This window comes from Aeromicrobium sp. UBA7512, from assembly GCF_002476985.1.
Classification (GTDB): Bacteria; Actinomycetota; Actinomycetes; order Propionibacteriales; family Nocardioidaceae; genus Aeromicrobium; species Aeromicrobium phoceense.
Genome location: NZ_DLNK01000006.1, coordinates 259,899 through 277,852 on the forward strand (window position 1 = coordinate 259,899; position 17,954 = coordinate 277,852).

The 17,954-nt window shown below is 72.8% G+C and carries 17 protein-coding genes and 1 pseudogene; 10 read left to right on the plus strand and 8 right to left on the minus strand.

Annotated features, from left to right (window positions below):
* Positions 1-133: 133 nt before the first annotated feature.
* Together B2363_RS16300 and B2363_RS16305 are read left to right on the plus strand one after the other, a co-directional pair.
* Positions 134-1,075, plus strand: a pseudogene (locus B2363_RS16300) (DUF222 domain-containing protein); the annotation flags it as partial.
* The gene (locus B2363_RS16305; protein ID WP_376785952.1) at positions 1,076-1,249 is read left to right on the plus strand and encodes an HNH endonuclease; all 174 of its coding nucleotides are present in this window, start codon (positions 1,076-1,078) and stop codon (positions 1,247-1,249) included.
* 12 nt (positions 1,250-1,261) lie between these two features.
* On the opposite strand, the gene B2363_RS10740 is transcribed toward B2363_RS16305, so the two are convergent.
* The gene (locus tag B2363_RS10740) at positions 1,262-1,801 is read right to left on the minus strand and encodes a cysteine hydrolase family protein (RefSeq protein ID WP_286930086.1); all 540 of its coding nucleotides are present in this window, start codon (positions 1,799-1,801) and stop codon (positions 1,262-1,264) included.
* A gap of 47 nt (positions 1,802-1,848) precedes the next feature.
* A complete protein-coding gene (locus B2363_RS10745) occupies positions 1,849-2,625 on the minus strand; it encodes an SDR family NAD(P)-dependent oxidoreductase (protein ID WP_181756501.1) in 777 nt (258 codons plus the stop codon).
* A gap of 66 nt (positions 2,626-2,691) precedes the next feature.
* Between B2363_RS10745 and B2363_RS10750 the strand changes: the two genes are divergently transcribed.
* Both B2363_RS10750 and B2363_RS10755 read left to right on the plus strand, forming a co-directional pair.
* Positions 2,692-3,828 (plus strand): acyl-CoA dehydrogenase family protein, encoded by a 1,137-nt coding sequence (locus B2363_RS10750; protein WP_286930088.1) that lies wholly within the window; start codon positions 2,692-2,694, stop codon positions 3,826-3,828.
* 193 nt (positions 3,829-4,021) lie between these two features.
* The gene (locus B2363_RS10755; RefSeq protein ID WP_286930090.1) at positions 4,022-4,909 is read left to right on the plus strand and encodes an LLM class flavin-dependent oxidoreductase; all 888 of its coding nucleotides are present in this window, start codon (positions 4,022-4,024) and stop codon (positions 4,907-4,909) included.
* On the opposite strand, the gene B2363_RS10760 is transcribed toward B2363_RS10755, so the two are convergent.
* Entirely contained in the window at positions 4,898-5,821 is a 924-nt protein-coding gene (locus tag B2363_RS10760) for a LysR family transcriptional regulator (RefSeq protein WP_286930131.1), read from the minus strand. The two genes, B2363_RS10755 and B2363_RS10760, sit on opposite strands and share 12 nt — an antisense overlap.
* Positions 5,822-5,918: 97 nt before the next feature.
* On the opposite strand from B2363_RS10760, the gene B2363_RS10765 reads away from it, so the two are divergent.
* Positions 5,919-7,004 (plus strand): methyltransferase domain-containing protein, encoded by a 1,086-nt coding sequence (locus tag B2363_RS10765; RefSeq protein ID WP_286930092.1) that lies wholly within the window; start codon positions 5,919-5,921, stop codon positions 7,002-7,004.
* A 13-nt stretch (positions 7,005-7,017) separates the two neighbouring features.
* Here the strand turns inward: B2363_RS10765 and B2363_RS10770 are convergent, their stop codons facing one another.
* Entirely contained in the window at positions 7,018-7,695 is a 678-nt protein-coding gene (locus tag B2363_RS10770) for an SDR family NAD(P)-dependent oxidoreductase (RefSeq protein WP_286930093.1), read from the minus strand.
* A gap of 283 nt (positions 7,696-7,978) precedes the next feature.
* Between B2363_RS10770 and B2363_RS10775 the strand changes: the two genes are divergently transcribed.
* The gene (locus tag B2363_RS10775) at positions 7,979-9,583 is read left to right on the plus strand and encodes an AMP-binding protein (protein ID WP_286930094.1); all 1,605 of its coding nucleotides are present in this window, start codon (positions 7,979-7,981) and stop codon (positions 9,581-9,583) included.
* 188 nt (positions 9,584-9,771) lie between these two features.
* Entirely contained in the window at positions 9,772-10,344 is a 573-nt protein-coding gene (locus B2363_RS10780) for a hypothetical protein (protein ID WP_286930096.1), read from the plus strand.
* A 66-nt stretch (positions 10,345-10,410) separates the two neighbouring features.
* Here the strand turns inward: B2363_RS10780 and B2363_RS10785 are convergent, their stop codons facing one another.
* Genes B2363_RS10785 through B2363_RS10795 form a run of 3 tightly spaced genes read right to left on the minus strand, consistent with a single transcriptional unit; the run spans position 10,411 to position 12,444 of the window.
* The gene (locus tag B2363_RS10785; RefSeq protein WP_286930133.1) at positions 10,411-11,160 is read right to left on the minus strand and encodes an SCO1664 family protein; all 750 of its coding nucleotides are present in this window, start codon (positions 11,158-11,160) and stop codon (positions 10,411-10,413) included.
* Complete coding sequence (locus tag B2363_RS10790; protein ID WP_181756509.1) at positions 11,160-11,717, minus strand: DUF3090 domain-containing protein; 558 nt, start codon at positions 11,715-11,717, stop codon at positions 11,160-11,162. The genes B2363_RS10785 and B2363_RS10790 overlap by 1 nt, the downstream gene beginning before the upstream one ends.
* Positions 11,718-11,766: 49 nt before the next feature.
* The gene (locus B2363_RS10795) at positions 11,767-12,444 is read right to left on the minus strand and encodes a histidine phosphatase family protein (protein WP_286930097.1); all 678 of its coding nucleotides are present in this window, start codon (positions 12,442-12,444) and stop codon (positions 11,767-11,769) included.
* A gap of 118 nt (positions 12,445-12,562) precedes the next feature.
* On the opposite strand from B2363_RS10795, the gene B2363_RS10800 reads away from it, so the two are divergent.
* The 3 genes from B2363_RS10800 to B2363_RS10810 all read left to right on the plus strand — a co-directional run bounded on the left by B2363_RS10800 (position 12,563) and on the right by B2363_RS10810 (position 17,345).
* Entirely contained in the window at positions 12,563-13,720 is a 1,158-nt protein-coding gene (locus tag B2363_RS10800) for an exonuclease SbcCD subunit D (protein ID WP_286930098.1), read from the plus strand.
* Positions 13,717-16,605 carry an AAA family ATPase gene (locus tag B2363_RS10805; protein WP_286930099.1) on the plus strand — a complete coding sequence of 963 codons (2,889 nt, stop codon included), beginning with the start codon at positions 13,717-13,719 and terminating at the stop codon, positions 16,603-16,605. The genes B2363_RS10800 and B2363_RS10805 overlap by 4 nt, the downstream gene beginning before the upstream one ends.
* Before the next feature lie 68 nt (positions 16,606-16,673).
* The gene (locus B2363_RS10810) at positions 16,674-17,345 is read left to right on the plus strand and encodes a TetR/AcrR family transcriptional regulator (RefSeq protein ID WP_181756513.1); all 672 of its coding nucleotides are present in this window, start codon (positions 16,674-16,676) and stop codon (positions 17,343-17,345) included.
* Positions 17,346-17,513: 168 nt separating this feature from the next.
* Here B2363_RS10810 and soxR read toward each other — a convergent pair whose 3' ends face one another.
* Positions 17,514-17,951, minus strand: a complete 438-nt coding sequence (gene soxR / locus B2363_RS10815) for a redox-sensitive transcriptional activator SoxR (protein WP_286930100.1) — start codon at positions 17,949-17,951, stop codon at positions 17,514-17,516.
* Positions 17,952-17,954 lie beyond the last annotated feature (3 nt).

Below are 17,954 nucleotides of genomic sequence, written 5' to 3' on the forward strand. Positions count from 1 at the left end.
CGAAAGTAGCCACGCCGCCACTCGATCCCTGATTTGACGGGAAGGATCGACCTTCGTCCGAGAGGTCGAGCCGCTGTCGGAGGGTGCCCCTAGCGTTCTCGACATGGAGAGCGCCGAGGTCACGATCGCCGTGATGCGAGCGACCGCCGGGGTGCTTCGGTCGGTCACGTCCTCGGTGTGCGACGAAACGCGAGCGCTACGGACGCTGCGCGATGCCGCGGACGCGGCCCTGACCGAGCGCCTCGCCGAGATCGAGCGGACCGGGGCCCACCTCGGCGAGGACGCCACGAGTGTGGTCACGTGGGCTCGCCGAGACCTCCGCCTGGAGGCCGGCGACACGCGAGCCCGCCTCCGCGCGGGCGAGGCGCTGGCCCAGCTGCCGCGCGCCGCGGAGGCCTTCCGCGCGGGCGAGATCGCCCTCGAGCACGTGAAGGTGCTCGACTTCGGGATGCGCCACGTCGGCGTCGAGGAGACCGTGCAGCTGGACGAGCACCTGACGAAGGTCGCGAAGGCGTTCCCGCCCGGCCGGCTCAAGTAGCTCGTCCGCAGGGCGAAGGCGATCCAGCACCCCGAGTCGCTCGACGAGGCGTGGATCAGCGGCATCGACCGGCGCGACATCCGGCTGTCGAAGACCTTCGACGGCTGGCACGTCACCGGCTTCCTTCCGATCCACGTCGGCGCCCAGCTCCACGCGGTGCTCGAGTCGCTGTCGGTGCCGCGCGCCGCCGGTGACGACCGCACGGCGTCCGAGCGGCGCTGCGACGGGCTCGAGGAGCTGCTGACCCGAGTGCTGGAGGAGGGTCTGCCGACCGACGGCACCGTACGGCCACAAATCCACGTCGTGGTCGAAGCCGGCACCCTCAAGGCCGCGCTCGCTCCCGACCCCGAGTCCGGCTTCGCGGCCGGCGAGCCGGCCGAGCTGGTCGGCTTCGGGCCGATCGGACGTGAGCTGCTCAGGCACCTGACCGAAGGCGCCGACCTGCGCCCGCTCCTCGTGGAGCGGATCGGACGGAACGAGCGCATCCTCGACGTGGGCGACCGGCACCGGCACGCCACGGCGAAGCAGCGCGAGGCGATCTGGTTCCGTCAGGACGGTGGGTGCGCCCGGGCCGGGTGCGAGAACCCCATCGACCACAGCCACCACGTGATCGCATGGTCCGAGGGCGGGCCCACCGACCTCGACCTGCTCGAGGGTCTGTGCGCGGCCTGTCACCACTTCGAGCACGCGATCCACCCGCGGGCGGGATGAGCGAGGGCCTCGTCAGTCGGCGAGGTCCTCGGGGGAGACCACGTCCTGGCGGTACTGCTCGCGCAGCCACTTCAACGCGGCCACGTGAGCCTTCTCGTCGGCCGAGGTGACCGCGCCGTCGGCGATCTGCACCCGGAAGTCGTGCGCGTAGGCGGTCGCGGCCGTCATCGCGATGCACGCCTCGGTGACCACGCCGGCGAGGACGAGCTCGTCCACGCCGAGCTCACGCAACCGCTCCAGCAGGTCGGTGCCGTGAAAGGCGTCGTCGCGCCGTTTCGTGAGCTCGAGGTCGGGACGCAGGTCCAGCTCGGTGAGCGTCTCGGCGCCCTTCGTGCCCTCCAGCACCACCGGCTGGTCGTCGTCGCGCATGTTGAGCGCCCACGTGGACTTGTCCTCGGGCAGCACGGTGCGGACCTCCACGATGGGCACGTCGTGGTCGCGCGCCCAGTCCGTCCAGCGCTGCACGGCGCGGACGATGTCGGAACGCTGCTCGCGCAGGTCCGGGGGGTCGAGGAAGTCCTCCTGCAGGTCGATGATCACGAGAGCACGCATGGGGCCATTGTGCCGTCGGCCCCTGGCCGCTGCCCGGCGAGTGCCGGTCAGCGCGGGGGCATCCGGATGGCGCCGTCGACGCGGACCGTCTCGCCGTTCATGTACGAGTTCGTGACGCACTCGACGACCATGCTGGCCAGCTCGTCGGGCTGTCCCAGGCGCTTGGGGAAGTTGACGGACTCGCCGAGCTTGGCCTTGAACTGCTCGGCCGCCTCGCCCTCGCCGTAGATCGGGGTGTCGATCAGACCGGGCGCCACGGTGTTGACGCGCACGCCGATGGCCGCGAGGTCGCGCGCCACGGGCAGGGTCATGCCCACGACGCCGCCCTTCGACGACGAGTAGGCCGCCTGGCCGATCTGGCCGTCGAACGCCGCGACGGAGGCGAGGTTGCAGATCGCGCCGCGCTCACCGGACTCCAGCGGCTCGGTGCGGCCGATCGCGGTGGCGGCGAGTCGGATCGCGTCGAAGGTGCCGATCAGGTTGATCGCGATGACCTTCTTGTAGGCGTCGAGGTCGTGTGCTGACTCGAACTGACCGTCGCGGCCGACCGTGCGCTGGGCCCAGCCGATGCCAGCCGAGTTCACCAGGACGCGCAGCGGCGCGAGCTCCTCGGCGGCGGCGACGGCGGTCTTGATCTGGTCGGTGTCGGTCACGTCGACGTGGATGAAGACGCCCCCGACCTCGCTCGCGAGGGCCTGACCGGCCTCGTCGTTGAGGTCGGCGACGACCACCCGGGCGCCCTTCGCGGCGAGCTGGCGGACGACGGCCGCGCCGATGCCCGAGGCTCCGCCGGTGACGATGGCTGATGCTCCACTGATGTCCATGCCCTGCATCCAACCACTCGCCCGTGGTCCATGCTGGAGGGGCCGACACACCCCAGGAGGAGCACCGTGGCCGTGGAGCGTCTGATGCCGAGCGACGAGGCGAACGACCTGATCGCCCTCACGCGCCAGATCGTGGACGACCAGCTGCGGCCGCGCGTCGACGCGGACGAGCGGTCGGGCACGTTCCCGCGCGACATCTTCCGCACCCTGGGCCGCGCCGGCCTGCTGGGCCTCCCGTACGCCGAGGACCTCGGCGGCGGTGGCCAGCCCTACGAGGTCTACCTGCAGGTCGTCGAGGAGATCGCGATCGCGTGGGCCAGCGTCGGCGTGGGCACGAGCGTCCACGCGCTGAGCTGCTTCGGCCTCGACCACGCGGGCACGCGGGAGCAGAAGGAGCGCTGGCTGCCGGACATGCTCGGTGGTGACCTGTTGGGGGCGTACTGCCTGTCCGAGGCGCACGCCGGTTCCGACCCGGGCGCGATGCGCACCACCGCCCGTCGCGACGGTGACGACTACGTGATCCGCGGCGCGAAGGCCTGGACCACCCACGGCGGCCAGGCCGACTACTACAAGGTGATGGCGCGCGCCGAGGCCGGCATCACGTGCTTCCTCGTCCCGGCCGACGCCGAGGGGCTCACCGCCGACGTGCCCGAGGACAAGATGGGCCTGATGGGCTCGACGACGGCCACGATGCTGTTCGACGACGTCCGGGTGCCGGTGGAGCGACGCCTCGGCGACGAGGGCCAGGGCCTCGCGATCGCGCTCGCCGGGCTCGACTCGGGCCGCCTCGGGATCGCGGCGGTCGCCACCGGCGTCGCGCAGGGCGCCCTCGACTCCGCGGTCGCCTATGCCAAGGAGCGCGAGGCCTTCGGCGTGCCGATCGTCGACCACCAGGGCCTGACGTTCCTGCTGGCCGACATGGCGGCGGCCGTCGAGTCGGCGCGGGCCACCTACCTGGCGGCCGCGCGGCTGCGCGACCTCGGCCGCCCGTTCTCGCGGCAGGCCTCGATCGCCAAGCTCGTCGCCACCGACAACGCGATGAGGGTGACGACCGACGCTGTGCAGGTCCTCGGCGGCGCCGGCTACACGAAGGACTTCCCCGTCGAGCGGTACATGCGCGAGACGAAGGTGATGCAGATCTTCGAGGGCACCAACCAGATCCAGCGCCTCGTCATCGGGCGCGACCTCAAGAAGCGCGGCTGACCCCGGCGCCCCGCCCTGCCCTGCCGCCAGCCGCCGCCGCCCCCGCTGCCCACTTTTGGAGCAGGATGCACGTTCTCCGGACGCATCGACGTTGATCCCGTTCCAAAAGTGGCCCAGGGGCTCGGGGGTGCGGGGCGCGGGGCGCGGGGACTGAGGGAGCGGAGGTGACCCCGGCCCGTGCGACGGTGAGCGGGTGGATGCCGGTGTGCACCTGCCGCAGATCGACTTCACCGCGACGCCGTTGGACGGCTCCCACCTCGCGGAGGTGGTCGACGCCGCCCGCGACCTGGGGTTCGCCGCGCTGTCGGCCAACGACCACCTGACCTTCCCGAGCCCGTGGGCCGACGGGCTCGTCCTGCTGGCCGCAGCGGCCGCGCGCTCGGGCGACCTGGAGCTGGTCACCAGCGCGGCGCTGCCGGTGCTCCGCGGCGCTCGCTCGTACGGGGCGGCGATGCTCACGCTCGAGCGGCTCGCCCCCGGGCGCATCGTGGCCGGGGTCGGTCCGGGATCCTCGCGGTCGGACTACGCCCTGGCCGACGTCCCGTGGGAGGAGCGGTGGTCGCGGTTCGACGCGGCCCTCGGTGTGCTGCGGGCACAGTTCGCGCGCCACGGGTCCCGGGCGCAGGTCCCGCTCTGGGTGGCCAGCTGGGGCTCGCCGGCGGGCATCGACCGCGTGGCCCGGTACGGCGACGGCTGGCTGGCCTCGGCGTTCCACACCACGCCTGCGGAGTTCGGTCGCACCCGCGAGGGCCTGGCACAGGCCTGCCACCGGCTCGGCCGCGCCGAGCCGCCGCACGCGCTCGTGACGATGTGGACGTGGGTCACCGAGGACACCCGGGTCGCCGAGCGGGTGCTGACGAGCCTGCTGGCCCCCGCCCTCGACCGCGACCCCGAGTCGCTGCGTGGTCGCGTGTGCGTCGGCCCGGCCGAGACGTGCGCCGAGCTGCTGTCCGAGTACGCCGCGCAGGGCTGCCGCCGCGTGCACTTCTGGCCCGTGGGCGACGAGGCCCGCCAGCTCCGGCGGCTCGCCGAGGACGTGCTGCCGCACGTGGTGGCGGCACCCCCGGTCTCAACCGGGTGAGGAGCGGCCTGCGGTGACGCGCTGGAGCAGTGCCACCATCGTGGTGGCCGCGGCCGGACGGAAGGGGTCCACCGGGCACGCGACCATGACCTCGCGGGTCGGGGCCGGGTCGTGCAGCGCCCGCACCTCGACCCCGGCGATCCGGCGGGAGGCCACGAGCCCCGGGACGACGGCGATGCCCAGTCCGGCGGCGACGAACGCCTGCACGGCGAGGTAGTCGTCCGACGCGATGCTCACGCGCGGCTCGAACCCGGCCGCACGACAGCGACCTCGGACGATCTGGAACCAGGTGCTCGACGGGCCGCCGCCCACCCACGTCTCCTCGCCGAGGTCGGCGAGCGACAGCGCTCCCTGCCGCGCGGCCAGCCGGTGCGACCGCGGAACGAGCAGCCGGTACGGGTCGAGGAAGAGCGACGTCAGCTCCACCCCGTGGTCGAGGCCCGGCAATCGGTGCTCCGCGCTGTCGTCGAAGACCAGGGCCACGTCCAGCTCGCGGTTGAGCAGTCGCGGCACGAGCCCCTGGAGGTGGTCGTCGACGACGGTGAACGTGACGTCCGGCGACTGACTGGCGAGCAGCGCCAGCGCCCGCGGGACGAACGTGGCCAGCGCGGTGGGGAAGCCGCCCACGCGCAGGCGACGGTGGTGGTGGCCGGCCAGCTCGTCGAGGTCGAGCCCGGCGGCCTCGAGCCGGGCGATGACCGCGGCGGCATGACCCGCGAGGACCCGTCCGGCCGCCGTGACGTCGACGGGACGGGTGCCGCGCTGGACGAGGGGGAGTCCCACCTGCTGCTCGAGGGCGGCGACGTGCTGGCTGACCGCGGACTGCGACATGCCGAGCTCGTCCGCGGCGGCGGAGAAGGAGTCGGCGCCGTCGAGGGCTGCGAGCACGCGCAGCGAGGAAACCGATCGCATCAGTTCCACTTATCGGACTGTAGCACCGGAACAGCCTGCGGATCCGGGCCGAACGCATGCTGGGAGAGCCCCCGGACGAGCCCCCTCAGGAGTCATCATGACCACGCAGCAGACCACCACCCCGACGATCGACCAGGACCGCCTGATGGCGTTCGTCTTCCGCGCCGTCGAGGAGGTCGGCGCCACCCTCAACACCGCACTCGTCGTCCTCGGGGACGAGCTCGGCTACTACCGTGCTCTGGCCGAGCACGGTCCGCTCACCGCGGCCGAGCTCGCCGGGCGCACCTCCACCGCCGAGCCCTACGCCCGCGAGTGGTGCCACGCGCAGGCGGCGGGCGGCTTCATCGACCTCGACGAGGCCTCGGGGCGGTTCACCCTGCCCGCCGAGCACGCCGTCGCGCTGACCGACGCCTCGAGCCCCGCCTACCTGCCAGGGCTGTTCCAGATCGCGCTCGGGACCGTGGCCGACGCCGGCCGGCTGGCCGAGGCGGCGCGCAGCGGCACGGGGGTCGGCTGGCACGAGCACGGCAACGACGTGATCGACGGCTGCGAGCGGTTCTTCGCGCCCTCCTACCAGGCGTACCTGGTCGATGCGTGGCTGCCGGCCGCCGGACTCGACGAGGACCTGAGGCGCGGGATCCGGGTGGCCGACATCGGCTGCGGGCACGGCGCGTCGACCGTGCTGATGGCGCAGGCGTTCCCGCAGTCGCGGTTCGTCGGGTCGGACTACCACGAGCCGTCGATCGAGGTGGCGCGCCGCCGGGCCGAGGACGCCGGCGTCGGTGCGAACACGAGCTTCGAGACCTCGCTCGCGGCGGAGGTCGGCGGCGAGGGCTTCGACCTGGCCACGACGTTCGACGCGCTGCACGACATGGGCGATCCCGACGGTGCCGCGCGGCACGTGCACCGCCTGCTCGCCGACGGGGGTCGCTGGCTCATCGTCGAGCCGATGGCGGGCGACGCTCCTCAGGACAACTTCAACCCGGTCGGCCGCGCGTACTACGGGTTCTCCACCCTGCTGTGCACGCCGGCCTCGCTCTCCCAGGAGGGCGCGGCCGCGATCGGCACCCAGGCCGGTCCCGCGCGGGTGGAGCAGATCGTCACCGGCGCCGGCTTCGCCTCGTGCGAGACGGTGGCCACGACGCCGTTCCACCGCGTCATGCTCGCGCGGAGGAGCGACTGACGCGGGCCGCGGATCAGGCGACGGCGCTGTGGGAGGGCGCCGGTGCCAGGTCAGCGCGGCAGAGGTCGACCACCGACTCGGCGGCGGTCGACCTCAGTCGCGCGCCGCAGGCGTCGAACGCCACGGACATCCCGTCGGCGTACCACTGCAGGAAGGTGGTGCTCAGGGCGTGCGCCACGGCCGGCGCCCGGCGTGCGGGACCGAGACTGGCGAGGCGGGTCAGGGCCGTGACGAGTCCCTCGGGATCGGTCGGGGCGAGGCGGAAGACCCACCGAGGCAGCGCCGGGAGCGCCAGGGCGGGGGAGTGCGCCGACGCGTGGACCAGCGTCGTGCCGAGCCCGGCGACGGCCAGCGTGGCGGCGGTGACGTTCATGGTTCCCAGGACGCGGGCCCGCACGATGTCCTCGGGCGAGGCGTCGGCCGTGGCGCCGCCGCCGGCGTGCACCACCGACGCGATGGGCCCGGCCTGGCGGGCGGCGCGCATGAGCGCCTCCACCGACGCCCGGTCGGTGACGTCGGCGACGATCGACTCGGCGGAGACGCCGAGGGAGTCCAGCTCGTCGAGCGCGCGGGTGAGCCGCTCCCCGCGGCCGTCGCTGAGGACCACGTGGTGGTCGCGGGCGAGCAGCTTCGCCGAGGCCAGTCCCACGGCCCCCGCTCCACCGGTCACCACCGCCACCGAACTCGTCACCTGAACCACTCCCGTCCCGGACGTCCCCGCGTCCACCCGCCCATCCTGCGCTCAGGAGGCCGCTGGCACGAGGGTTTCGGCGACATTCCTCGGGTATCTGAAAACGACTGGTATCCGAGCGAGTTTCGGCGGTGGAACGTCACTCTCGGTTACAATCGCGCTGCGCCGCGCGGACAGGCGCAGTGTGATCCACGCCGCATCTTGGACAACGCGCTGACGCAATCAAGTGACCCGCTGGTAACCTACGTCACACTACCCGCCGGTACACACAGGATCTGGAGAGATGATGGGCGACCTCGGTTACAAGTTGAAGGTGCTGCGCAGGATCGGCCTGCTGAAGGCCCAGAACCCCGTCCGGCTGGTGAAGGCAGGCAAGAAGCTCGCGGCGTGGGGCCCGGGCTTCCCGTCGGCCGTCGGCGCCGCCGCCGCGCGCAAGCCTCAGCAGGTCGCCATCATCGACGACGCCGGTCAGCTGACCTGGCGTGAGACGAGCGACGCGGTCAACCGCGTGACGCAGGCGCTCAAGGACCGCGGCTTCGTGCCCGGCGACCCGATCGCCGTGCTGTGCCGCAACCACCGCCACATGGTGATCGCCATGGTCGCGATCAGCCAGATGGGCGGCCGCATGCTGCTGCTCAACACGATGGCCAGCGCCGGCCAGCTCAGCGAGCTCACGAAGCGCGAGAGCGCCAAGATGGTCATCCTCGACCAGGAGTTCCTCCACGTCGCGGGCGAGATCGACCGCGACCTGCTCGTCGTGGCGTGGGAGGACGACGACACCCACGGCCTGCCCACGCTGAGCGGCCTGGCCGCCGGCAAGTCGGCCGCGGACCACCCCAAGCCCGAGAAGCCCGGCGGCATCGTGATCTTCACCTCGGGCACCACCGGCCTGCCCAAGGGCGCCAAGCGCAAGGAGCCCGAGAACCTCGAGCCGCTGCTGACCTTCTTCGGGTCCATCCCCTACGAGGGCAACTCCACCGTCGTCATCGCGGCGCCGCTCTTCCACTCGTGGGGCCTGCTGAACTTCGGGTTCGGCCTGTCCACGGTCCCCACCTACGTCCTGCGCCGCCGCTTCGTGCCCGAGCAGGTCATCCGCGACATCGACACCCACAAGGCCCAGGTCCTGGTCGTCGTGCCGCTCATGATGCAGCGACTCGTCGACGCCGATCCCGAGGTGATCAAGAGCAGCGACGTCTCCAGCCTCCAGATCACCGCCTCGAGCGGCTCGGCGCTGGCCGGTGAGCTCGCGACCCACTTCATGGACACGTTCACCGACTCGGTCTACAACTTCTACGGCGCCACCGAGACCGGCTGGGTCTCCATCGCCGACCCGAAGGACCTGCGCGCCGCGCCCGGCACCGCGGGCCGCGTGCCGTGGCACACCGTGGTCAAGGTGCTCGACGAGAACGGCCACGAGGTGCCCCAGGGCGAGACGGGCGTCATCTACGTCGGCAACTCGATGATGTTCGCCGGGTACACCGACGGCCGCACGAAGGACTTCCGCGACGGCCTCATGCACTCGGGCGACCTCGGCTACTTCGACGAGGCCGGCCGCCTGTTCGTCGCCGGCCGCGACGACGACATGGTCATCTCCGGCGGTGAGAACGTGTTCCCCCGCGAGCTGGAGGACGCGCTCATCGAGCACCCGAAGGTCCAGGACGTCGTCGTCACGGGCATCCCCGACCCGCAGTGGGGCCAGTGCCTCGCCGCGTACGTCGTGCCGCGCGAGGGCGAGACCCTCACGCAGGAGGAGGTCGTGGAGTACGCCAAGGAGCACGTCGCCCGCTTCGCCGTGCCGCGTGCGGTGATGTTCCTCGACGAGCTGCCCCGCAATCCCACGGGCAAGGTCATGAAGCGCAACCTGCCGGAGTTCCAGACCCAGGCCTGACCCCCGGCGCACGAGCGACGCCCGGTCCCTTCTCGGGGGCCGGGCGTCGTCGTGCGTGATCACTACCGACCCGGGACGAAGGTCCCGGACAGGTGGGTCCGTTCGCCTCATCCGCCCGGGTGCGGGGCTCCGTAGCGTCGGTGGTGACGCCGCAACGACGCGGAGTCACCGCACAGGAGGAACTGATCATGCGACGCTCCGCATTCGACAAGCTCATCTCGTGGACCGGACTGGTCCTGGCAGCCCTGCTGGTGGTCGTGGGCGGACTGGCCTCCTGGGCCCACTTCTTCATCGAGGACCAGGTGCAGTCGCAGCTGGTGTCCCAGCGCATCACGATGCCCGAGGGCGAGGCGATCAAGAGCCTCTCCGACGCGGACCGCAAGGCCCTCGAGCCCTACGCCGGCAGCGCACTGGACACCGGGGCCGAGGCACGCGCCTTCGCCGACCACTACATCCTCGCCCACATGAACGCCTCGAGCGGGAACCGCACGTACGAGGAGGTCAGCGGTGAGTTCATGCAGCTGACCGACCAGGAGAAGGCGTCCGAGGCCGGCCAGCAGGTCGCCGCGCTGCGCCAGTCGCTCTTCATGGGCAACACCCTGCGCGGGCTGCTCCTCAACGCCTACGCGTTCGGCACGATGGGCCTGATCGCCGGGCTCGCCGCCATCGCCTCCTTCGTGGGAGCCGCGCTGCTGGCCCTGCTCTCGGTGCTGGGCCTGCGTCACGCGAAGACCCGCGAGGCGGAGCTGGCCACCATCTGACCGGTTCGAGAGGAACGGCCGCCCGGTGTCACCGGGCGGCCGTCGCCGTCTGTCGTGGGGGAGCCGTCAGAAGGGTGGCCAGGGCACGGCGGGCATGTCGCCCTCGGGGGAGGGGAAGACCCGGTCGGCCAGCAGCCGGTCGCAGCGACGGGCCAGCGCCGCCAGCTCGGGCTCGCCGAGCCACTGCTGGAGCTCCTCGCCGAGGTCGGCGGCCAAGCCCTCGCGCACCCGGCTCACGCCGGCCAGCTCGTCGTCGGTCAGCGCCGCGCCGAGCCAGCCCCACAGGACCGTGCGCAGCTTGGGCTCCTCGTGGAAGGTCAGGCCGTGGTCGACCCCGTACCGGTGACCGTCCGGCATCGCCAGCACGTGACCGCCCTTGCGGTCGGCGTTGTTGACCAGGACGTCGAAGACCGCCATCCGCCGCAGGCCGGGGGAGTCCTCGTGCACGAGCGAGACGGGGCGGTCCTCGGCGTCCAGCCCGTCGAGGACGTGGCACCAGCCCCCGGGACGGTCGTCGGCCGGCACCAGGGTGACGGCCTCGGACTCGGGATCGGCGTCCTGCCAGAGCTGGAGCATGCCGGGCCCGTGCGGTCCGTCGGCCCACCACGTGGGCGGCACGATGTTCCAGCCCGTCGCCTCGGAGACCACCCGGGAGGCGATCTCGCGACTCGCGAGGACGGCGCCCGGGAAGTCCCACAGCGGGCGCTCCCCGGCGACGGGCTTGTAGACCACGCGCACGCCGTCGATGCGGCCGACGAAGGTGGCGTTCGAGGCCGGGAGGACGCGTCCCTCCAGCTCGAGGTCTCCCTCGAGCATCACCAGGTGTCGTCGTCGGCCGGACGGCACACGTGGCCGTCGTCGTCGATCGGGGCCAGGCACAGCGGGCAGGTGGGCCGGCCCGCGCCGACCACCTCGCGGGTGCGCTTGCAGAACGAGCGTGCCGCGCCGACGGGGATTCGCACGTGCAGCACCTCGGAGGGGCCGTCCTCCTCCGGCTCGAGGAGCGACTCGGGCGAGTCCTCGACCAGCGGGAACGCCTCGATCACGACCTGGGCCGTGGTGGGGTCGAAGCCGAGGGAGAGGATGCCCACGCGGAACTGCTCCACCACGGGGGCGTCCAGCGGTGCGTGGTCGTCGAGTCCCTCGGGCGCGGCGGCCGGGACGCTGAACGGGTTGCCGTCCTGGGACATCAGCTCGTCGAGGACCTCGTCCAGCTTCTCGGCGAGGGTGGCCGACTGCTCCTTCTCCATCAGGGCGCTGACGACGTGCTCACCCGTCCGCGCCTGGAGGTAGAAGGACCGCTCTCCGGGACGGCCGACCGTGCCGATGACGAGACGATCGGGCCAGTCGAATTCGTGCACCCGTTGAGCCATGCCTCCATGCTAGGAGTCCGATCGCGAGAGCGCTGGGCCGCGGGGGGTCTCAGCGACCCGCGCCGCCACCGACCGGGGCGTCGTCGGCGGTGGCCGGCGCGCGCAGCCAGGACAGGTCCCCGGCCGAGGTGTTGACGGCCACGACGTCGGGACGGCGGGCTCCGTAGCGCACGATCGACACCGAGGCCGGGTCGACGTGCAGCCGCTGGAACAGGTCGAGGTGCATGCCCAGGGCGTCCGCCAGGACGGCCTTGATCACGTCGCCGTGCGAGACCGCGACCCACACGGCGTGGGCGCCGTGCTCGGCCTCGATCCGCGCGTCGTGCCCGCGGATGGCCGCGACGCCGCGGGCCTGCATCGCGGCGAGCGACTCACCGCCGGGGAAGGCGGCCGCGGCGGGATGGTGCTGGACGGTCTTCCACAGGTCCTCGGCGGCGAGGTCCTTCAGCGCCCTGCCCTGCCAGTCGCCGTACCCGCACTCGGTGATCGACTCGTCGACCGTGGGCTCGATGCCGTGCCGGCCGGCGATCGCGGCGGCGGTCTCGCGGCAGCGCTCGAGGGGGCTCGTGACGACGTCGGCCAGGCTCAGGTCGGCCAGCCGCGCGCCGGTGGCCTCGACCTGGGTGAGGCCGAGCTCGTCGAGGTGGATGTCGGGGAGCCGGCCGGCCAGCGTGCCCGAGGTGTTCGCGGTGGACCGTCCGTGCCGGACGAGCAGGACGATCGCCATGCCCCGACCCTAGCGGGGACCCGCTGTGGCGAACGCCGCACGCCACCGGGCGATCCACGACGACCCGCCCGGCCCGGGGTCCGCGGATTTGTCGGAGCCGCTGGTTAGCGTCGAAGACGTGAAGATCCTCCACACGTCCGACTGGCACATCGGTCGGACGTTCCACCAGCACTCGACCGCCGAGGCGCTCGCCTCGGTGCTCGACGCGCTCGTGGAGGCCGTCCGCGAGCACGCGGTCGACGTCGTGGTGGTGGCGGGCGACGTCTTCGACTCGTCCACCCCGTCGGCGGCCGCGGTGGAGGAGCTCGACCGCGTCCTCGTCGCCCTGCGCGACACCGGGGCCCGGGTGATCGTCACCAGCGGCAACCACGACTCGCCGGCGCGGCTGGGCGCGAAGGCGGCGTTCCTGCACGAGGCCGGCGTCCACATCGTCACCCGGCCGCAGGACCACGCCACGCCGATCACGGTCGAGGACCAGCACGGTCCGGTCCACTTCTACGGCATCGCCTACCTCGAGCCCGCGCTCATCCGGCACGTGTGGCCCGACCAGCGCCTGGCCCACCAGGCCGACGCGATCGGATTCGCCCTCGACAACATCCGCGCCGACCTCGCCACGCGGGGCGGCCGATCGGTCGTGCTCGCCCACACCTTCGTGTCGGGTGCCGAGGGCGAGTCGTGCGAGTCCGAGCGGGGCATCACCGCCGGTGGTCTCGACCGCGTGCCCGTGCCGGTGTTCGACGGCGTCACCTATGCCGCCCTCGGCCACATCCACGGCCGCAACACGCTCGCGCCCCACGTCCGCTACAGCGGGGCGCCGCTGCACCTGTCCTTCTCCGAGCAGGACAAGCCGCGCGGGGCGTGGCTCGTCACGCTCGACGCCGACGGGCTCGGCCCGGTCGAGTGGCTCGACCTCCCGGTGCCCCGGGCGCTCACGACGCTCACCGGCACCCTCGACGAGCTCCTGTCCGACCCCGGGCTCACCGATCGCGAGTCGCACTGGGTCCGCGCGATCCTCACCGACGTCGCGCGCCCCGACGACCCGATGCGCCGGCTCCAGGGCCGCTTCCCGCACTGCGCGCTGCTGGAGTTCCGGCCCAGCCACGTCGACGCGTCGGCGTCGCCCATCGACCCGCGGCGCCTGGCCACCCTCACCGACCAGCAGGTGATGGCCGAGTTCCTCTCGTTCGTGCGCGGCGGCGAGGGCCCCACCGAGGCCGAGGCGCAGCTCCTCGACGATCTCGTCGGCCACGTCGCCGGGACGGAGGCGGCGCGATGAGGATCCACCAGGTGACGATGACGGGGTTCGGCCCGTTCCGCGACACCCAGACGGTCGACCTCGACGCGTTCGCCGACCACGGGATCTTCCTCATCACCGGCCGCACCGGCGCGGGCAAGTCCAGCATCCTCGACGCGATCGTCTACGCCCTCTACGACTCGGCCCCGCGCTACGCCGCCGCGGGCGGCAAGCAGGTGCGCAGCACGCACTGCGAGCCGAACGACCCCACCCGGGTCGAGCTGGTCTTCAGCGCGGCCGGCCGCACCTACCGGGTCGTGCGCACCCCCGAGTACCTGCGGCCCAAGGTGCGCGGCACCGGGATGACGCCCGAGAAGGCCACCGCCGAGCTGTACGTGAGGGAGGGGGATGAGTGGGTCGGCCTCGCCGCCCAGCCCCGCACGGTCGGCGAGGAGCTGCACGAGATCCTGCCGCTGCGCTGCGACCAGTTCCTCCAGGTCGTCCTGCTCGCCCAGGGTCAGTTCCAGCGCTTCCTGGTGGCCTCCAGCGAGGAACGCCAGCGGCTGCTGCGCACGCTCTTTCGCAGCGAGCGGTTCAGCGACTACGACACCGAGCTGCAGCGGCGCGCCGGCGAGCTGCGCCAGGAGCTGCGCGCGGCGGAGTCCGGCATCGCGTCCACGATCTCCACGCTCGCCCAGCACGCGGGGCAGGAGGCTCCCGCCGAGGCCGACGAGGCGTGGATCGCCCAGGTCCTCATCGCCTTCGACGCCGACGTCGAGCTGGCGAAGGCCGACCTCGACCAGGCCACGAAGGAGGTCGAGGCGGCCGCCGAGCTGCTCCGGCAGGCCACCGAGCTGGCCGAGCGCCAACGTCGCCTCACCAGCGCCACCGAGGCGATGGCCCTCGTCGTCGAGCAGGCGCCCCAGATCGCGGCCGACCGCCTCCGGCGCGATCTCGCCGTGGCGGCGCAGTCGGTCGAGGTCGCCCATCGCGCCCGCGTCTCCGCAGCCGGTCGTGCCGAGCAGGCCACGGCCTGCCTGGTCGCCGCCGAGGCACGCTTCGCCGAGGCCGTCGACGGCCCGCCGCCGGCCGACCTCGCCGCCCACCGCGATGCCCTCACCGCCGACCTCGCCGTGCTCACGGCGCGGCTCGCCGACGAGCAGGAGCTGGAGCGGCTGCGCGCGCTCTCGGCCACCCTCACCGAGCAGCTCGACGACCTCGCGCTGCGCGCCGACGACCTCACGGTCCAGTGCCGGAACCACGACGCCGTCCTCGAGCGCGAGATCGACGTCACGCCTGAGCAGGCCGGGTCCGCCCTCGAGCGGCTGCGCGCCGAGCTCGACCTCGCTCGCAAGCGGGCCACCGCCGAGCGCGACCTCGCCGAGGCCCAGCTCGAGGAGCTGAAGTGCGGCAAGGCCCGCACGGCCGCGTCCACGGCCCTGGACTCGCTCAACGAGCGTCGCCTCGCCGAGTACGCCGGCACCCTGGCCCAGGAGCTCGTCGCCGGCGAGGCCTGTGCCGTCTGCGGCTCGGCCGAGCACCCGGTCCCCGCCGTCCTGGCCGACGACCACGTCACCGAGGACGCGCTCGACCGCGCCAGGCAGGCGTACGACCGGGCCGACCGTCTGGCCCGGCGGGCGGGCGAGCAGGCCGCGGCCCTGCGTGCCACCGTGCAGGGCTGGGCCGAGGTCCGCCCCCTCGACGAGCTCACCGCGGCGGTGACCGAGGCCGAGGCCGTGCTGACTCGCGCCGAGCAGGCGGAGCAGGAGCGCGTGAGCTCGCGGGCCGCCAAGGAGCGGATCGACGCCGCGCTCGCCGACCTCAGCGTCCAGCGGGCCACCGTCGAGCAGCGCGCCGTCGCCACCGACCAGCAGGTCGTCGCGCTGGCCGCCACCGTCGCGCGCGTCCGGGGCGCGTCCGGATCGGTCGTCGAGCGCATCGCGGTGGTCACCGGCCACGTCGACGCCACGGCCCAGCTCATCGAGGCCCGCGCCACGGAGCGGACGGCGCGCGAGCGGCTCCGCGAGTGCGACGAGTCGTTCGCGACCACGCTGGACCACCACGGCTTCGCCTCCGAGGACGAGTTCCTCGAGACGTGCCTCGACGCCTCGGCGATCGCCGACCTCACTCGCCGCATCGAGGGGCACGAGGCACTGCGGGTCGCCAGCCAGACCGCCCTGGCCGCGCCCGAGCTGCAGGACCTGCCCGCCGAGCCGGCCGACGTCGAACGCCCGCAGGAGGTCCACGCGCAGGCGCGCGAGGTGTGCGGGGTCGCCACCGAACGCCACGGCGCGGCGAAGGAGAGCGCCGCCACTGCCCACCGTGTGGCTGCGGCGATCCGGCGTGAGTGGGCCACCCACGCCGAGGCGCGCGCCTCGTACGACGTGCTCGACCGGCTCGCGCGGTCGCTGCACGGCGAGTCGCCCAACACCCGTCGCATGCGGGTCGAGAGCTACGTGCTCGCCGCCGAGCTCGAGCAGATCGTCGCCGCTGCGAACCTGCGCCTGCACGCGATGTCGAGCGGCCGCTACGCCCTCGAGCGCAGCGACGTCACCGCCACCCGCGGGTCCAACTCGGGGCTCGAGGTCCGGGTGCGCGACGACTATACGGGGGTCACGCGCAGTCCCGAGTCGCTCTCCGGCGGCGAGAAGTTCCTCGCCTCGCTCGCGCTGGCCCTCGGCCTGGCCGAGGTCGTCACCAACCGGGCCGGCGGCATCACGCTGGACACCCTGTTCATCGACGAGGGCTTCGGGTCGCTCGACGCCGAGACGCTCGAGGTGGCGATGCACACGCTCGACGCGCTGCGCCAGAACGGCCGCACGATCGGACTGATCAGCCACGTCGAGACGATGAAGGAGCGGATCCCCGCCCAGCTCGCCGTCGAGCGCACCGCCGACGGGTGGAGCCGCGTGCAGGCGCGGGCCTGACGCGCGGCAGAACACCAGTCACTCCAGAACCACGGACACGGTGGCATCACGGCGATTATCCTGCGGAGGTGGAGGACGACGGACTGCTGAGCCTGCTGCCCGATCGCCTCGACCTGCCCCGGGGACGATCGGCCCTGTCGAAGTCGGCGGTGGAGGCCTCCCGTCGCGGGCGGATCATGCAGGCCACGCTGGACGAGGTCGCCGAGTCGGGCTACCACGCGACCACCGTCGCCGCGATCACCAAGCGCGCCCACGTCTCGCGCACCTCGTTCTACGACGCGTTCACCGACAAGGAGGACGCGTTCGCCAGCGCCCACTGGAGCGCGAGTGACCTGGCCGTCGCGCGCGTGTGGGAGCCCACGCTCTCGCGCCCCGACCTGGACTTCGACGATCGCATCGCGAGCGTCCTCACGGCGTACGTCGAGGTGCTCGAGTCCGCTCGATCCTTCACGATCTGCTTCTTCGTCGAGATCCTTGCCGCGGGGGAGCGCCTGGCCTTGCAGCGTGAGCAGATGCTGGACCGCCACGTGGAGATCCTGCTCGAGCTCGCGAAGGCCTCCAGGGCCAGTGACCCCACGATCCGGCTGCACGACCCCGAAGTCGTGCGCGGGCTGATCGGAGCCTTCGACCAGCTCGCGGCGCGACGGGTGCGCTGCCGGCGCCATGGCGAGAGTCTGGACCTGCAGTCGGTGGTGGCGCCGGTCACCCAGATCGTCCGCGCCGTGATGCACGACACGTGAGAATCCGTGTGCGCGCCGTGCGGACACAGATGTACTGACCCTGTACTTTTGCGTCTGACGGTGCGGCTCGTCTCCCCCCGACCGAGCCCCGTCGACAGGTCGGTGCCCCCGTTGACCCCCCCCGAACGCGGGGGCACCGGCCTGTCCTTCTCCGGGCCCGCGCCGGTCTCAGCCAGGGTCGAGCAGGCGGGCACCCGGACCCTGCGCGCCGAGGGCGTCGTCGGGGTTCTGCAGGCGGCACGTCCTGAGGGAGAGGCACCCGCACCCGATGCAGCCGTCGAGGTCGTCGCGCAGGCGCTGCAGGCGGGCGATGCGCTCGTCGAGCGAGGTGCGCCAGCGGCGGGAGAGCCGGGACCAGTCGGCCTTCGTCGGTGCCCGGTCCACCGGCAGCGTCGAGAGCGCCTCACGGATCTCGGCAAGGGAGATGCCCACGCGCTGCGAGGTGCGGATGAAGGCGATCCGGCGCAGGACGTCGCGGGTGTAGCGCCGCTGGTTGCCTGCGCTGCGCGTGGATGTGATGAGGCCCTCGCGCTCGTAGAAGTGCAGCGCCGAGACCGCGACGCCGGCACGTTCGGCGACCTGGGAAGGAGTGAGCAGAACGGTCATTGA

Excerpts from the sequence above, each read along its gene's own strand:
- B2363_RS10745 (WP_181756501.1), bottom strand. The coding sequence starts at position 2,625 with ATGGACATCAGTGGAGCATCAGCCATCGTCACCGGCGGAGCCTCGGGC.
- B2363_RS10805 (WP_286930099.1), top strand. The coding sequence starts at position 13,717 with ATGAGGATCCACCAGGTGACGATGACGGGGTTCGGCCCGTTCCGCGAC.
- B2363_RS10775 (WP_286930094.1), top strand. The coding sequence starts at position 7,979 with ATGATGGGCGACCTCGGTTACAAGTTGAAGGTGCTGCGCAGGATCGGC.
- B2363_RS10795 (WP_286930097.1), bottom strand. The coding sequence starts at position 12,444 with ATGGCGATCGTCCTGCTCGTCCGGCACGGACGGTCCACCGCGAACACC.
- B2363_RS10790 (WP_181756509.1), bottom strand. The coding sequence starts at position 11,717 with ATGGCTCAACGGGTGCACGAATTCGACTGGCCCGATCGTCTCGTCATC.
- B2363_RS10760 (WP_286930131.1), bottom strand. The coding sequence starts at position 5,821 with ATGCGATCGGTTTCCTCGCTGCGCGTGCTCGCAGCCCTCGACGGCGCC.
- B2363_RS10765 (WP_286930092.1), top strand. The coding sequence starts at position 5,919 with ATGACCACGCAGCAGACCACCACCCCGACGATCGACCAGGACCGCCTG.
- B2363_RS10740 (WP_286930086.1), bottom strand. The coding sequence starts at position 1,801 with ATGCGTGCTCTCGTGATCATCGACCTGCAGGAGGACTTCCTCGACCCC.
- soxR (WP_286930100.1), bottom strand. The coding sequence starts at position 17,951 with ATGACCGTTCTGCTCACTCCTTCCCAGGTCGCCGAACGTGCCGGCGTC.
- B2363_RS10780 (WP_286930096.1), top strand. The coding sequence starts at position 9,772 with ATGCGACGCTCCGCATTCGACAAGCTCATCTCGTGGACCGGACTGGTC.
- B2363_RS10785 (WP_286930133.1), bottom strand. The coding sequence starts at position 11,160 with ATGCTCGAGGGAGACCTCGAGCTGGAGGGACGCGTCCTCCCGGCCTCG.